We start from the raw sequence: 15,578 nt of genomic DNA on the forward strand, positions 1-15,578 counted from the left end.
GTGGGGCGATGGCCGGCAGGCCAGGAGGGGGTGCTGGCAGCGCCCCGCCCCAGTCATGCATCTGCAAGCTAGAACAACCCCTCGATATACCCCGCCTCGTTGAGGCGTATCCTCTCCGAGGACGGCACCTTCGGCAGGCCCGGCATCGTCATTATCTCGCCGGTGATGACGACGACAAAGCCGGCACCGGCCGCAAGCCGGACTTCGCGGATCGGCACCGTATGTCCGCTCGGCGCGCCGCGCAGGTTAGGGTCGGTGGAGAAGGAATATTGGGTCTTGGCCATGCAGATCGGCAGGTGGCCGTAGCCGTGGTCCTCCCAGGTTCTGAGCTGGTCGCGCACCACCTTGTCGGCAATGACCTCGCTCGCATGATAGATGTCCTTGGCGATCGTCTCGATCTTCTGGAAGAGCGGCATGTCGTCGGGATAGAGCGGCGAGAATTGCGAATGGCCGGCATTGGCGAGATCGACGACCTTGTACGCGAGCTCCTCGATGCCGGCCGAACCTTCTGCCCAGTGCTTGCAGAGCACCGCCTCCGAACCGAGCGTTCTGACATAATCCTTGATCGCCTGGACCTCGGCTTCCGTGTCTGTCGTGAAATGGTTGATCGCAACCAGGGCCGGCACGCCGAATTTCTTGACGTTCTGCACGTGCCGCCCGAGATTGGCGCATCCCCTCCTCAACGCCTCGACATTTTCCCTGCCGAGATCCTCCCTCTTCACGCCGCCATTCATCTTGATCGCCCTGACTGTCGCGACGATCACCGCGGCATCCGGCTTGAGGCCGGCCTTGCGGCACTTGATGTCGAAGAACTTCTCCGCCCCGAGATCGGCACCGAAACCGGCTTCCGTCACGACGTAATCCGCCAGCTTCAGCGCTGTCGCCGTCGCCACCACCGAGTTGCAGCCATGGGCAATATTGGCAAAGGGTCCGCCATGCACGAAGGCCGGACTGTTCTCGAGCGTCTGCACGAGGTTCGGCTGCATCGCGTCCTTGAGGAGAACGGCCATCGCCCCGTCGGCTTTTATGTCGCGGGCATAGACCGGGCTCTTGTCGCGCCGGTAGCCGATGATAATGCTGCCGAGGCGCCTTTCGAGGTCCCTGATATCCGTCGCAAGACAGAGGATCGCCATCACCTCCGAGGCGACCGTGATGTCGAAACCCGTCTCGCGCGGATAGCCATTGGCGACGCCGCCGAGTGCGCCGACGATCTGGCGCAGTGCCCGGTCATTCATGTCCATCACCCGCCGCCAGGCAATGCGGCGGATATCGATCGCCTGTTCGTTGCCCCAATAGATGTGATTGTCGATCAGTGCCGCGAGCAGGTTGTGCGCCGAGGTAATGGCGTGGAAATCGCCGGTGAAATGGAGGTTGATATCCTCCATCGGCACGACCTGGGCATAGCCGCCGCCGGCAGCACCGCCCTTGATGCCAAAGCAGGGCCCGAGCGAGGCTTCACGAATGCAGACGATCGCCTTTTTGCCGATGCGGTTGAGGCCGTCGCCGAGCCCGACGGTCGTCGTGGTCTTGCCTTCCCCCGCCGGCGTCGGATTGATCGCCGTCACCAGGATCAAGCGGCCGTTCTTCTTTTCCTTCTGGGCGGCAATGAACTCGGCGCTCACCTTCGCCTTGTCGTGGCCATAGGGAAGCAGGTGCTCGGGCGGAATGCCGAGCGTCGCACCGATCTCCAGGATCGGCCTCTTCTTCGCGGCGCGCGCGATCTCGATGTCGGATTTGACTTCCCCCATGGCTCCCCCCCTTCATTGTTCGGGCGCGGGATGCGGCGCGGAAAACCGCGCACACATCTCCTCATCCCCGCTCCACCGCGCACCCAGCCTCCTCCGCCGAATTCGCGCTCCGTTTCCTTGTGCTTACGCTGGCACGAAGCCGCTCAGCGGGCAAGGATATCGCGCATTTCCACGAGATTGGACCGGACGCGCAGAATATAGAAGCCCATGGTTGCGAGATGCGTCGGCATGATCCAGCCGTCCTCGCGGCCATTCGAGATGATCAGCGGCTGGATGCGCAGTGCGGCGCGAAGCTGCTTCAGCGTCTCCGTATAGATCGGCGTCAGCCCGCGCTGCGCGATAACGTTCTGGAAATCAGCGCCGGCCGCCGAGAGGATGCCGTAATAGCCATAAAGCTGGCCGAAGGCGAACCAGAAGCGATCGTCGGCGCGTGTGTCGAACCAGCCGCCATTGTGAAATTCGGAGCGCTCGCGAATGATTGCCGAGGTATTGCCGAGGTCATTGGCGATACGGTCGAGGAATTCGACCATGTTGTCCGACCGGCCATCGAAGATCGCGTCGCATTTGCCGAGCGAGGCGTTGAATTTCTTGAGATGGCCAATGGCGGTGCGGTAGACGGTCGGCGTCGGGGTCTTCGGGCCGAAGGGGCTCAGTGCGAAATACCAGGTCTCCTCATCGAACTGGATGTAGCCGCGCGCGCTCTGCAGATCGTTGTTGATGCCGGAGGTGCCACGAACGCGGCCGAGCGAATCGACCAACTCCACCGCCGTCCGGCGCACGGCCTGGTTGACGCCGCGCTGGAACGATGCCTTGTTGTCGAGCCAGGGGGTGTCGTCCCAGTCAAGCCCGAAGAGGCCCAGCTTGTAGGCAAGCATCGACGAGACCCAGGCGTTCTGGTTGACATTGAAGTCGATGAGATCGGCCGCGACATCGACGATCGCCGAAGGCTGGCAAGCGGTCCCGGCGGGCAGCTGCGCCACGGCGAGCGCTTCGGTCGTCGACGTCCCTGCATCCATCGCGGCCTGATTGGCGGGTGTCAACTCCGCCGACTGCCCCGTGGTCGTAGCCTCCGGTCCGCTTATCGGCGAGCCCGCCGGCGTCTTGCGTCCGGCGAGGCTGTAGCGGTCGACGTAGTCCGGATCGAAATTGGTCCAGGATTGCGTCTGCCAGACGAAATAGCCGTAGAAGAGGACGAGCGCGAGCAGGACCAGTGCGATCGGTCCCTGGATGATCCAGCTTCTCCCACGATACCAGGTGCCGAGCGCGACGAAAGGCCAGAGAAGCCACGCCACCACCAGCCCGATGCCACGGCCGATCGCCGTGAAAACACGCTGGAAGAACGCAACGATCGGATCGAACATCTTCTATTCCTCTTTGAGGCCGTAGAGTTTACGACGGAAGTCGGCCTTGTCCTTGAGATATGTGGCCGTCAATGTCGCAACAACATATTCCCGGAACTTTTCGCCGTATTTCTCGTAGGTGCTGTAGAATCCCTGTTTGTCGAAGACGAAGCGGGAAACGAAATCGCGCGGAACGAGCTGCGAGATCAACCGGTTGACCAGCCATTGGTCGGGATGATCGGGCGCGGCCCTGACCAGCAGGAAGCGATTTGCGGGCGCCATCTCCTGCATCTTGACCGTTCCGGTCTGCGCAATTGCACGCGCCATTTCTTGAAGGAAGGGATAGGTTCCGTCGCGCGCGACGAGCGCTGCATTGCGGTGGATCCAGGTTTGCAGCCAGATGCGGTCGACCTTGGCGAGATCGACGTCCGGTTCGGCCTCATTGACCAGCCCGCGGATCCCCATGTCCGCCCGGTGCTGGAACAGACCGGATTCCTGCACCCAAGAGGCCTGCGGCAATTGAAGCCGGTTCGTCGCGGCGAGGAAGTCGTAGATACGCGCATGATCCATGATCGCTATGTAGCTCACTTGCCACGGCCGCGAACGTCGGAAGCCAGGCGCGGACGGATCGCAAATCACCGTCGTCGTCTTCTCGTCCATGAAAACATAGACGCCGCCGAAGTGGTTCGCCCAGAAGGCCTGGTGGCGAAAGACCAGTTGATCGGGTACCAGCGCGTTCTGCCGGATGTCCCCCGTAAACTGCGCCAGTTCCACCATCCGCTCGAGCATGGCATCGTCCGCCCAGGCGTTGGGCACGGTCTTCAAGCGGTCGATGAGCTCCCGAAGCTCAGCCGCCTTGCCGAGCATGCCTTCGGCCGAGAGCACCCGGAACCGGACTTCATTGATCGACAAGAGATCCTCGATGTCCTCGACCACCGACACCGAGTCCTCGATCTCCCCGTAAAGCGCGTCCTTGATCGTGACCGCGTTGATCGCGCGGCTGTTGGCGTTGAAGAATTCGTGCATCAGCGCCGCGGTGTTGGAAAAGCTCGTGTGTACGACCGGCAGCTCCGCCTGCGCCGGCGTCAGGATGATAAAGCGCCGGTTCACCCGATTGGGATCGAGATAGTCCTGGTCCCCGAGCTCGTATGCGATCTCCGGCGAGAAGCCGGTCATATCGATGCTGAAACGCTGAAGTGTCGTCGGCTTAAGTCCGAAACCTCCGAGCGCCCTGTTGTAGCGGGAGACAAGGTGCGGCTCGGAAACGTCGAGCAGCCGTCCGTAGATGAGCTCGGCTTCGAGAAGGCGCTTCATGCGGAAGGGCTCTCTTGCATCAACTCTGCCATCTGCCCTCGCGCTTCATTGTCTCGATCTCGCGGATCGCCTTTTCGCGCTGGCGTTCGCGGCGGATGAGGTCGGCGATTGCTGCGTCGTCCGACTTGTCGGTATAGCGGAATTCACTGTCGGCGTAGCGGTTGATTTCCTGCAGCACCATGTCGATGGTGATCGGGCCGCGCAGTTCCTCGATCATGGCTTTCTTCTCGTCGTAGGATTTGTGCATAAAGGCGCCTGTATCCTTGAACCAGTCGTCGGGCAGTTCGACGTCCATCGCCCGCATCTTTATAGCGTCAGTAATGTTCCTGATCGCCCGGCCGGTGAAGCGCGGCTCCGCCTCTTTGATCAAGTGCAGGTAGGCTCCGACATCCGCAAGCGTGGCGATCTTGCCCCTCTCCTTCTGGTAGCGTTCCCAGACGGCAAGGAGCCCCTCCTCAAGCGGCCGTGAATGCGCTGCGTAAGACTGCGATACGGCGCGCTTGATCTCTTGCCCGGCATAGAGATCGTGCTGGCCGAGGGGGATCTGGTGATTCCTGCCGACGAGCAGCGCGAAGATATCGATGTAATCCGCCTCGGTTTGCGGCCCGTCCACCAGCCAGCGCGCTCCGGCCCGCTGACGCAGCGCATCATCGACATTCTCGGGATAATTGGAGAACATGCCGAAAGTGCAATTGCCGCGTATGACCGTCGAGGCGCCGGCGAAGCTCTCCATCAGCACCGCCGTCACCTCGTGCTGGCCGGCCGAGGCGCGGTCGTCGGAGCGCTTCGCCGTTACCTGGTCGACATCGTCGATCGTGCCGAAGCCGATCGCTCGCGGGTTCATGACATTGTTGACGAACTCCTTGCAGTTCTGGCCCGACTTGCCCTGATAGGACGAAATCTGGTCGACGCCGAAATTCTCATAATGGAAGGCGTAGCCGGCCACCCCGCAATAATCGTGGAGGATGCCGGCAAGCATCTGTATCAGGATCGTCTTGCCGGTCCCGGGCATGCCGTCGCCGATGAAGGTGAAGAGAAAGCCGCCGAGTTCGACGAACGGGTTCATCTGCCGGTCGAAGTCGTAGGCCATCAGCATCTTGGCAAGTTTCAGCGCCTGATACTTGGCGATGTGGTTGCCGATGATCTCCTCCGGCTTCTTGAAGGTCATCACAAGAGGCTTGCGCTTCTGTCCGGGCGCGACGTCGAAGCCATTGAGGGTGAAGTCATCCTGGTCGAGCCGGATGTGCACATTCTCGAAATTCTGCAAGCCGGTGAAGCGCGCCTTACGTGAGAGCAATCCCTCGAGCGCCACACGAGAAAGGGCCCGGGCGCGTGCCGTCATGGCAAGCTCGTCGGGTGCGCCGGCGATGCTGCGGTCGAGCGCCGCCACAATGCTTTTCATCGCATCCTGCGGCGTGTCGAAGAGAAAATCCGGCTCGGCGGCGTCATCGACCGGCTCGCCCTCCCCTTGCAAGGTCGCGCCGAGATACGCGGCGAGCGTGAAGGCGGCAACATAAGCCGAAGCTGAAAGCAGCGCCTTGAAATGCTCCGCATCATCGCCGGTGAGCGCTGCGGTCGAGTTGCGCGCCTGCAATTGTTCGAGATTGGTCTGCCGCGAGAAGAGCTCGGCAACGGCAAGCGCCACCTGAATGCCGCGGCGGGTGCGGTAGAGCACGGCGTGCTGCGCCGGAGAGAGCAGCGGATCGCCGCTGCGGATCGACTGGATGGTACGGGCGAGTTCGACCTCTCGGGTACGGCGTTGGCCGCCGGTCGACACGGTCGAGACGAAGCGACGCCCCGTTCCGGCAAGCGGCGCTCCCGCTGGCGTATCGCCCCGCTCGAGGATCATGAGCTTGGTGACAAGGCTCTGGGCGATCGCCTGATGCCTGGCTATGTCGTCCTCGTGCAGAGTCGTGAGCCCCGTATTCAACGTCATCAGTCACACCTCGCTCACCACCTGGTTGCCGGAAATCACATGCACCTTGTAATCGCCGAACACCGCGGCCGCCTCGCCGGAAGCGTAGAGCGCCTGATAGGCGTCGTGCGGCACCAGAGCATGCTTCTCATAGGCGCTAACACCCATGCGGGCGGCCTCAAGATTGTCGGTGTCGATATGGAACTCCTCCCGCGCCGGCGTCGAGGACCAGAAGCCGCTGCTGGCTGGACGCTCGGCCTTGGACAAGACTTCCTGCACGGTCCAGGTCAACAGCCATGCATTCTCCGATTTGCGCACCTTCGACAGGATTTCGTTGATCTTCGCATTGTTCTCGGTGATCCCCGCAGAATAGAACGGTCCGAGCACGATGCGCCGAAGCTGTTTCGGGTGCAGCTCGGGAAAATCTTGGTCGAGCATCGTAGCGATCGTTGCCGGCGTTAGCGAATAAGCGCTGTGCTTGGAGGCAAAATCGTCGAAGCGGCTGGCGAGCTCCGGATTGAGCAGGCCGCCGACCGGAAGCGGAACTTCGATGTCCGGGTTGAGCTTGCCGTCTCTGGTGACCAACATCTCGACAATGTTTTCGGATGAATCCTCGATTGTCGCAATGTAGATCATCGGCAGCGTCTGGGTACCGTCGAAGGCACCCCAGGAGACCACGTAAAAGGGCCGCATCGTCTTCGGATTGACGGCAACGCGAATTGTCTCCGGTAGGATGAAGGGCGAGAAGATGTCGCCCTTGCCAATCTGCTCGAGATAGAGCCGCTCGGCCATCCGGGTCTGCAGGGCCTCCGGAAAGGCCTTCTGCCGGAGAATGAAATCAACCATCTCCTCCCGTAACCCGTCTGCGGGGGGAATGCTCGCCAACCGCTTTTCGGCGCTCTGCCGGTCGTTTTCGAGTTCCAGCACATTCTGGAAGACGGGAAAGCCGCTTTCCGCGCGCGAGATTCGGAACTGCTCGACGAAGCCGATGCGGTTCTCCCAGCACGTGACCGATGCCTTCAGCCGCGCGAGATAGGAGGCGATCACCTCGCCGACGACAGGGTTGCGATAGAGCGGCGAATTGCGGTCGCCAAGGAACAGGTCCAGCCCCGCCAGCGCAGCCCGGATGGATGTGAAATATTGCCTGACGGCAGGAGAAGCCGCGGCGTTCATTGAACTCCTCCCGGCAGATGCCGAAAGGCGGCCGGAACTCGTCATTGCCGCCTGCCGGTCACTGCTTCACGTAATTTGCCGCATTGTGCTTTTCCATTACTGCCTGGAAGCGACGGGCGAAGGCGTCGTCGGCGAGCTTCTTGCGCCTCTGGATGTCCTGCGTCGCCAGCATGTTCTTTTCATGCATTTCAAGCAGGTCGCCGATATGGCGCTGCGCCGCCGCACCGATTCCCGCCATTGTCTCCTCAGCGGCGGTGTCGACCTGGCTGCCGAGCGTGTTGATCCTGTGGGCGACATCCTGCTGCGCCGCCGTTTTCAAGGAATCCTCGAGCGCCTTGTAGAGCACGATACGCTGTTCGGTATCGATCGTCAGTTTGTTGATCAGCGTGTTCTGGGCGGCAATCTGGTTGTTGAGCGAATCGACGAAGGTTTGGAACATTGCCGTGTAGCGCTCGAATGTCTGGCTCTCGGCAAGCAGCTCCTGTTCCTTGGCTTGCTTCTCGTTATATTCGGTGGCAAGCCGCGAGCGCTCGCCTTCGAGTTCGGTGCGGGCCATCTGGTCCGTCGAGGCCGCGATCCGGTTCTCGATATCGAGTAGCAGAGGATTGAGCTCCTCGATACGCTTCTGCGTTTCCTCGAGCGCCGCCATCGTGCCCTTGCGCCGCTCGATCACCTGGATGAGGCTCTGCTCTGAAGTCTTGTAGCGCTGGTCGAGGATCGCTCTCTGCTCCTTGAGGATGCCGACGATCGTATCGGATTTGGCAAGCAGTTCCTGAAGGTTTCCGGCGAGCGACATGTTGCGCACGCGGTCGGTGCGCATGCGTTGCATCGACTGTTTCGAGAAGATGCCGATGAACTTTTCGTATCCGGTATAGCCTTTCATGCTCTCGAATTCGGCGCCGAAAACATTGGTCGCGTCTTCGAGGCCGATGATCAGGTCGGCGATATTGGCCTCCATCACCTTCTGCTGTTGGATGACGTCCTGAATGCGGGCATTCTCGATGTCGAAATTGACGTCGCCGAGCCTAGTGTCGGCCTTGGCGAACTGTTCGAGAACGACACCGGACTGCTGAAGCTTGCTGCGCATCTCGTCGACGACGCTCTTCGTCTTCTCGATCTCAGCGTCAAAATTCTGAAGAGTTGCCATTTCCCACCCCCTTCATCCGTACCGACAGATACGTCAGCGGACCAAATTACTCAGCCTTCAATTGCAGTTATATAAAGGATGTCCGGCAGGCGAGGACAAGACGCAATCGGGCTTTTTTCGCTCCATCGCATCGCAAGGGGAAGTGAAGCGTTAGCCCTACCGCGCAGGGCGTCCTGCAGGACACCTACGCTGTGGCCAATGCGCTAGCCCTGCGACGCGCTGAAGCGGCTCGGGGCCGTGCCCGAATGTAACCGTCCTGACCCGAAACCATCCATGGGAATGGCCTCACCCCCTTGAGCTTACATACCGGTAGTGCTCTTCATCGGCAGGGCTACAGCCAGCGGCGCCGACAAAACTCGTTCCGCCAGTCGGGCGATGTCCGCGTCGTCGCTCACGGCTCGGAATCGGGCCCAAATTGCGTTGTAGAACAAGATGGCGGTTAAGGCGGTGAAATCATGCGCGAGCGTCGCCGGATCGGCAGTTGCCGAAACGAGGGCACGGGCTTCGCGCCACGTCTGGCGCAAGACCATGATCTGAGGGCGATCGGACAGCCGGCCGATCAGCGCATCGAAAGCATCGGCACCCGCCCCCTGCTGTGCACGCAAGCCCCTGGTGGCGGTCGCCAAAGCGTGAATGCCGTTCGCCCCTTCGTAGATCGAGGAAATCCGGGCGTCGCGCCATGTCTGGCCGACCCTATATTCGGTGAGATATCCGTAACCGCCGAGGATCTGAATGCCGAGATCGGCCGCCCTGATTCCGGCATCCGTGCAGAAGACCTTGCAGACCGGGGTCAGGAAGTCCGCGAGGGCCTCTGTTTCGCCGCGCGCCTGCTCCACCAGCGTCACATGGACCATGGCCCGGGCGCCGAGGACGAGCGCACGCTGCTCATCGAGCATCCGCTGCACATCGGCGTGATCGGCAAGCACCGCATCGCTGCCGTCGGCCCGGCGCCCCTGCGTCCGCTCGGCCGCATAGGCGGAGGCGATGGCAAATGCCCGTGCCGCGTGGGCAACCCCCTGCAAGGCGACATCGAGCCTTGCGTGGTTCATCACGGTGAACATGGCCCTCAGCCCCCCGCCCTCCGCACCGATCAATTCGGCCGGAGTGGCATCGAAGGCCATCTGGCAGGTGGGCGAGGCGTGGAGGCCGAGCTTCTCCTCGATGCGCGTGATCCTGATCGATGAACCCGCCTGTGACTTGCTGGCGAGGAAGAGTGAAAGGCCCTTCACCCCGTCGTCGATCGTGCCGGTGCGGGCAAGAATGAGATGCAGGACATCCTCCGACATGTCCTGATCGCCGCCCGAGATGAAGATCTTTTCCCCGTCGATGCGCCAGCCATCGGCCTGCCGCCTCGCCCGCATGCGGATGCGTGAGAGATCCGACCCGGCGCCGGACTCGGTCAGGCACATCGTGGACAGCGCGTGACCTGCCGCCAGGCGCGGTATCCACACCGCCTGTTGCGCCTCGGTGCCAAACTGAAGGAGTGTGGAAATGGCGCCCGGAACGAGATTGCAGACCATCTGAAGGGAATGGCAGGCGCCGGAGAAAATTTCCGACACCATTGCGGCGATCAGGGGGCCCTGCCCCATGCCGCCGAAGGATTCCGGCGCGCTCAGCCCCTGCCAGCCCATCTCCGCGAGTTGGCCGAAAGCCTCGCCGAAGCCGTCCGGCATGCGGACACGACCATTCTCCAGCCGGCAGCCCTGCCGATCGCCCAGCTCGTCGAGCGGCGCGATCACCCCTTCGGCAAAGGCCGCGAAATGAGCGACGATCCCCTCGGCCAGCTCGTCGTCCCAATCCGGCAGTGAGGGGGCATCGGCCACCCGGCGCAGCGAGAACAGGATGTCGTCGACCGGCGCGGTGAAGGAGATCACGTGCCGACACCCAGAAGCCGCATCGCATTCTCCTTGAGGATGAGCGGGCGCACATCGTCTTTGAAATCCGCCTTGTCGAAAGCGTCGAGCCATTTCTCTGGCGCGATCATCGGCCAGTCGGAGCCGAAGAGCATCTTGTGCTTCAGGAGGCTGTTGGCGTAGCGCACCAGGATAGGCGGGAAGTATTTCGGCGACCATCCCGACAGGTCGATATAGACATTCGGCTTGTGTTGCGCGACGGCCAGCGCCTCTTCCTGCCAGGGAAAGCTCGGATGGGCCGCGATGATGTTCATGTCGGGGAAATCGGCGGCTACGTCGTCAAGATACATCGGGTTGGAGTATTTGAGGCGCATGCCGTTGCCGCCGCGCATGCCGGATCCCACGCCCGTCTGGCCGGTGTGGAAAAGCGCGACGCAACCGTGTTCGGCAAGCACCTCGTAGAACGGATAGGCCATCCGGTCGTTGGGATAGAAGCCCTGCATGGTGGGGTGGAACTTGAACCCCTTGATGCCATGCTGCTCGATCAGCCGGCGCGCCTCGCGCACGGCCATCTTCCCCTTCCAGGGGTCGATCGAGGCGAAGGGGATCAGGACGTCGTCGTTCTCTTTGACGAGTTCGAGCACCTCGTCGTTGGAGTAACGGCGATAGCCCGTCTCACGTTCGGCGTCGACGGGGAAGATCACCGCCGCGATGTTCATCGCGCGGTAATGCGCGGCCGTTTCCGGAATGGTCGGCGGGTGCTTCCATGGAGCGCCAAAATAGCTCGCCATCGTTGACTGCAACTCGTCATAGCCATCATCCGCGTGGCAGCCGCAGGGCTCTTCGGCATGAGTATGGATGTCGATCGCGCGGACCTTGGCAAAATCCACCATTTCTAACCTCCGTCAGACGCGTATCAGCGCCGGGTCTTCGTTGTCGTATAGACGCTCGAGCAGCGCGGCCCTGCGCGTGATGATCTTGCGCACGTTGAGCGAGCCCTTGTCGGTGATCTCCGCGTCCTTGAGCGAAGGCGGCTCGGAAAGGATGATCGCGCGGCTGATGCGCCGGCCCGATCCGGTTGCCGCTCTGGCCATTTCGCGCAGCCGCGTCTCGATCCCGGCTTGCAGCGCCGCATTGATCACGGCGCCATCCGAACTGTTGATGCCATGCAGCTGATCGGGGCGCGGAAAGATAAAGAGACCGATCGCATCGCGGTCGTGACCGCAGACGACGACGTCCTGCACCAGCCCCCGCAGGCCTTCCAGAGCTTCCAGCCGCAGCTTGCCGGCCTGGACCCAGGTGCCCGTCTGGAGCTTGAAATCCTCCGAAACGCGGCCGTCGAAGGTGAGGCCGCACCCGGGATCGTCGCCACTGACGAAGCGGACGGCGTCGCCCGTCCGCAGAAAGCCCTCCTCGTCGAAGACCTCCGCGGTCTTGGCCGGATCGCCGAAATATCCCGGCATGATGTTCGGCCCCTTTACGCGCAGCTCGCAGCGCATATCGCCATCGGGGATCAGCTTGACCTCGGTTCCGGGCAGCGGCACGCCGATGACGCCCGAACGCCCGATGGGCTCATGTACCATGATGGTGGCCGGCGCCGTTTCGGTCATGCCCCAGCTCGATATCATCAGCGGGATGCGCCCGCTAACCTCCTTTGCCATTGTCTCGAGGCGCGTCCAGACGTCCTGCGGCAGCGACGCGCCGGCATAGAAGATCATGTCGAGATCGCGGAAATAGGCCTCGCGAAGGGCATCGTTCGTTTCCATTTCGCGCACCAGCATCGAGAAGCCGGCCGGCACGTTGAAAGACAGCGTTCCGGGTCTTGCAATGATGTTTCGTACCGTTTCCTCGAACAGCGCCTTGGTCGGCTTGCCGTTGTCGATGCTCAGCGTTCCGCCATGCGCCAGCATCATGTTGACGTTGTGCGAGCCGCCGAAGACATGGTTCCATGGCAGCCAGTCGCAGATGCGCGGCGGCCGCTCCTTGAGAAAGGGCAGCACCGAGGCGAGCTGCGACTGGTTCGCGCACAACATGCGCTGGGTGGTCAATACCCCCTTCGGATCGGATGAAGACCCGGAGGTGAAGAGTATCTTGGCAACCGTATCCGGACCGACCATGGCAAGGCGACCGCCTATATCGGCCGACGCGTCCCCTTCGAGCAACTCCGCGAAGGCGGTCACGGGCCGGGAGGCGCCCTCGGTCCTGGTCGCGACGATCTCGATCCCGTCGAACTGCGGCAGGGCCAGCGCGCCGGCATGGCGCCCCGCATCGTCGGCAAAGACGAGCCTCGGCCGGACCTTCTCGATAACGTAGACGAGCCGCGCATGGGCCTCGGGGATAAGCGAATATTGTTCGGCGAGCGGCACCGTCGGCACGCCGGCGTATTGCGCAGAGAGAGAAAGCAACGCGTGATCGATGGAGTTGCCGGAAAGGATCGCGATCGGCGTGTCCTGTCCGAGACCGCGTGCGATGAGCGCGGCGGCAATGGCGCGCACATGCCCGAGTGCTTCGGCATAGGTGACCTCGCGCCAGCCTTCGCCGGCACGCTCGGACAGAAACACCCGGTCGGGCGCCTGTTCGGCCCAACGGTGCAGCCAGTCGGGGGTACGCCTTGCGACCGGATCGCGCGGCACGTTCGAGGTCAGGAGCAGATGCCCGGCCAGCTGCTGCATGGAAACGGAATGCGGGACAATCCGCAGGCGGGTCGTCGCGTCTATCATTGCTTTTCCCCCCGTCGACGCCGCGCCCCGCTGCGGGCGGCGCGGTCAAGCAAGCCCCGGAGGACGCGCAGTTCCTCGGGAGCGAGATCGGCAAACAGCGCGGCCTCGTGCGCCTGGACGGCCGATTCCGCCCGTTGCCACAGCTTCCGCCCTTCCGGCGTGACCTGCAGCGCATAGGCGCGGCGGTCCGACTCGACCGGCATGCGTTCCACGGCGCCCATCCCCTCCAGCTCGTCCACGACGAGCACGACGCCGGAACGCTTGATATTCAGGACCTGCGAAAGCTGGGTCTGCGAGATACCGGGGCTCGCCATGATGACCGCAAGCGCCGAGAACGTGCCGACCCGCAGGCCCAGCGTTGCAAGCGTCTCACTCACGTCCTCCTGGACCGGAATGAAAGCCCGCTTCATGTTGTAGCCGACGAACTGGCGCAGCAGCCTGTCGTCCGGCTCCACGGCATCCGTGACTGGATCGGAATGGGCGGTCGCAGAAATGGTCGGACCTCCTCAGTTCGCGACGATATCGACCAGCCAGTAGCTCAGGGCCGGAAAGCTGATGATGACGGCAATGCGGGTGAATTCGGCAATGATGAACGGCAGCGTGCCTCGGAAGATCTCGATCATGGGAATATCCTTGGCGAGAGCCGAGATGACGAAGAGGTTCATGCCCACCGGCGGGGTGATTAGGCCCATTTCGACGACGATGAGCGAGATGATGCCGAACCACATTGCCAGCTGCTCGGGGGTGAGGCCGAAATCGAGCGCCATGATCGTCGGGAAGAAGACGGGCACGGTCAACAGGATCATAGACAGGCTGTCCATCAGGCAGCCCATGACGAGGTAGAAGACCACCATCGAGAGCAGGATCAGCATCGGTGGAATGCCCGAGCCGGCAAAGAACTCCGCCACCTCGACCGGCATGCGGCTGAGCGCCAGCGCCACGTTGAACAGATCGGCCCCGAAGACGATCGCAAAGATCATCGCGGTCGATCCGGCGGTGTCGACGAGGCTGTCGATGACCTTCCGGCGGGTGAGCTTGCCCTTGAGGTGCCCGAGGATCAGGGTCAGCACCACGCCGATCGCCGCGCCTTGGGCCGGGGTGAAGAAGCCGCCATAGATGCCGCCGAGGACGATCACGAAGATCAGGACCACGTGCCAGATGTCGCGCAGCGAGCGGAGGCGCTGACGCAAGTCCGCGCGTTCACTGGTCGGCCCCTCATCGGGATAGAGCCGCACATAGACCGAAATGGCGAGGATGAAGCCGATGACGGCCAATATGCCGGGAATGGTTGCGGCGAGGAACAGCTTGACGATGTTCTGCTCGGTCAGCAGGGCATAGATGATCAGCACCACCGAGGGTGGGATGAGGATGCCGAGCGTTCCCCCCGCCGCAAGCGCGCCGGAGGAAAGTGCGCTGGAAAAGCCGTGCTTGCGCATCTCCGGCATGGCCACGCGGGTCATGGTCGAGGCGGTTGCGAGCGACGAGCCCGAGATCGAGCCGAATAGCGCGCAGCCGGCGACCGCCGCCATCGCAAGACCTCCTTGCAGATGCCCGATCCAGGCCCGCGCCGCGGCAAAGATCGATGCGGAGATGCCGGAATTCGTCGCCAGATGTCCCATCAGGATGAAGAGCGGGACGACGGCGAAGTCGTAGGACATGAATTTGTCCACCCAGGCCGTATTCAGATAGGCCATCAGCCCCGCTGCCGAGCTCAACTGGACGTAGCCCACTGCGCCCACCAGCCCCATGGCGAGGGCGATCGGCATGCGAATGAAGATCAGAACAAACAGCGCGACGACCAGGATGATCGCGATTGCAAAAGGCGTCATGAAGAGGTCCCTATCCGGAAAGTGCGAGGGAACAGCGCAGCAAATCCCTGCAGGGCAGCAACGACCGCCGACAGCCCGGTGCCCAGGACCGCCGGAATGTAGACCCACCAGATCGGGGCGCTGAGGAGCATGGTCCGGTCACCATAGCCACGCACTTCGACCAGGCCTTCAAAGAGCCGCCAGCACAGGAAGGCCCAGGCCAGCGCGAAGACGAGCGTCCAGATCGCGTCGATGGTGCGGTTGGTCGCGCCCGGCAACCAGTTGGTGAACACGTCGACCATGACGTGTCCCTTCACCAGTTGGCACAGCGGCAGAAACAACGAGGCGCAGGCTGCGCAGGAGAGTTCCACCAGTTCGAACTCACCGCGGATGGCACCAAGGCCAAAGGTGGCGCTGGCAACCGACAGGGTCACCATCAAGGCGGCGCCGAGAACGACCAGCCCGCCGAGACCGGCCAGTGCCGTACAGGAGACATGGAGCAGCGGAAACAGGAGGGAGTCTCCCCCCTGCTCGCCCCCGGTGGGAAGGCGTTCAGCCAT

At 62.5% G+C, this 15,578-nt stretch carries 12 protein-coding genes; all 12 read right to left on the reverse strand.

All coding sequences use genetic code 11. The annotated features are described in order from the left end of the window. Positions 1 to 68 precede the first annotated feature (68 nt). The 12 genes from J2Z31_RS01045 to J2Z31_RS01100 all read right to left on the reverse strand — a co-directional run bounded on the left by J2Z31_RS01045 (position 69) and on the right by J2Z31_RS01100 (position 15,578). Positions 69 to 1,748: a formate--tetrahydrofolate ligase gene (locus tag J2Z31_RS01045; protein WP_209600021.1), complete on the reverse strand. Its 1,680-nt coding sequence runs from the start codon at positions 1,746 to 1,748 to the stop codon at positions 69 to 71. A gap of 143 nt (positions 1,749 to 1,891) precedes the next feature. Further along, positions 1,892 to 3,109, reverse strand: a complete 1,218-nt coding sequence (locus tag J2Z31_RS01050; protein WP_209600022.1) for a DUF2333 family protein — start codon at positions 3,107 to 3,109, stop codon at positions 1,892 to 1,894. Positions 3,110 to 3,112: 3 nt separating this feature from the next. Next, on the reverse strand, positions 3,113 to 4,402 hold the full coding sequence (locus tag J2Z31_RS01055) for a DUF6638 family protein (RefSeq protein ID WP_209600023.1): 1,290 nt from the start codon (positions 4,400 to 4,402) through the stop codon (positions 3,113 to 3,115). A 19-nt stretch (positions 4,403 to 4,421) separates the two neighbouring features. Next, positions 4,422 to 6,338 (reverse strand): AAA family ATPase, encoded by a 1,917-nt coding sequence (locus J2Z31_RS01060; protein ID WP_209600024.1) that lies wholly within the window; start codon positions 6,336 to 6,338, stop codon positions 4,422 to 4,424. 3 nt (positions 6,339 to 6,341) lie between these two features. Next, a complete protein-coding gene (locus J2Z31_RS01065; RefSeq protein ID WP_209600025.1) occupies positions 6,342 to 7,490 on the reverse strand; it encodes a hypothetical protein in 1,149 nt (382 codons plus the stop codon). 58 nt (positions 7,491 to 7,548) lie between these two features. Then, positions 7,549 to 8,637: a coiled-coil domain-containing protein gene (locus tag J2Z31_RS01070; protein ID WP_209600026.1), complete on the reverse strand. Its 1,089-nt coding sequence runs from the start codon at positions 8,635 to 8,637 to the stop codon at positions 7,549 to 7,551. A 299-nt stretch (positions 8,638 to 8,936) separates the two neighbouring features. Beyond that, positions 8,937 to 10,511: an acyl-CoA dehydrogenase family protein gene (locus tag J2Z31_RS01075; protein WP_209600027.1), complete on the reverse strand. Its 1,575-nt coding sequence runs from the start codon at positions 10,509 to 10,511 to the stop codon at positions 8,937 to 8,939. Then, the gene (locus tag J2Z31_RS01080; protein ID WP_209600028.1) at positions 10,508 to 11,383 is read right to left on the reverse strand and encodes an amidohydrolase family protein; all 876 of its coding nucleotides are present in this window, start codon (positions 11,381 to 11,383) and stop codon (positions 10,508 to 10,510) included. The genes J2Z31_RS01075 and J2Z31_RS01080 overlap by 4 nt, the downstream gene beginning before the upstream one ends. 12 nt (positions 11,384 to 11,395) lie before the next feature. Continuing rightward, positions 11,396 to 13,210, reverse strand: a complete 1,815-nt coding sequence (locus tag J2Z31_RS01085) for a feruloyl-CoA synthase (protein ID WP_209600029.1) — start codon at positions 13,208 to 13,210, stop codon at positions 11,396 to 11,398. Next, entirely contained in the window at positions 13,207 to 13,665 is a 459-nt protein-coding gene (locus J2Z31_RS01090; protein WP_209600030.1) for a MarR family winged helix-turn-helix transcriptional regulator, read from the reverse strand. The genes J2Z31_RS01085 and J2Z31_RS01090 overlap by 4 nt, the downstream gene beginning before the upstream one ends. A 51-nt stretch (positions 13,666 to 13,716) precedes the next feature. Then, positions 13,717 to 15,039, reverse strand: a complete 1,323-nt coding sequence (locus J2Z31_RS01095) for a TRAP transporter large permease (protein ID WP_209600031.1) — start codon at positions 15,037 to 15,039, stop codon at positions 13,717 to 13,719. Beyond that, positions 15,036 to 15,578, reverse strand: a complete 543-nt coding sequence (locus tag J2Z31_RS01100; protein WP_209600032.1) for a TRAP transporter small permease — start codon at positions 15,576 to 15,578, stop codon at positions 15,036 to 15,038. The genes J2Z31_RS01095 and J2Z31_RS01100 overlap by 4 nt, the downstream gene beginning before the upstream one ends.

Source organism: Sinorhizobium kostiense (assembly GCF_017874595.1).
GTDB classification, from domain to species: domain Bacteria; phylum Pseudomonadota; class Alphaproteobacteria; order Rhizobiales; family Rhizobiaceae; genus Sinorhizobium; species Sinorhizobium kostiense.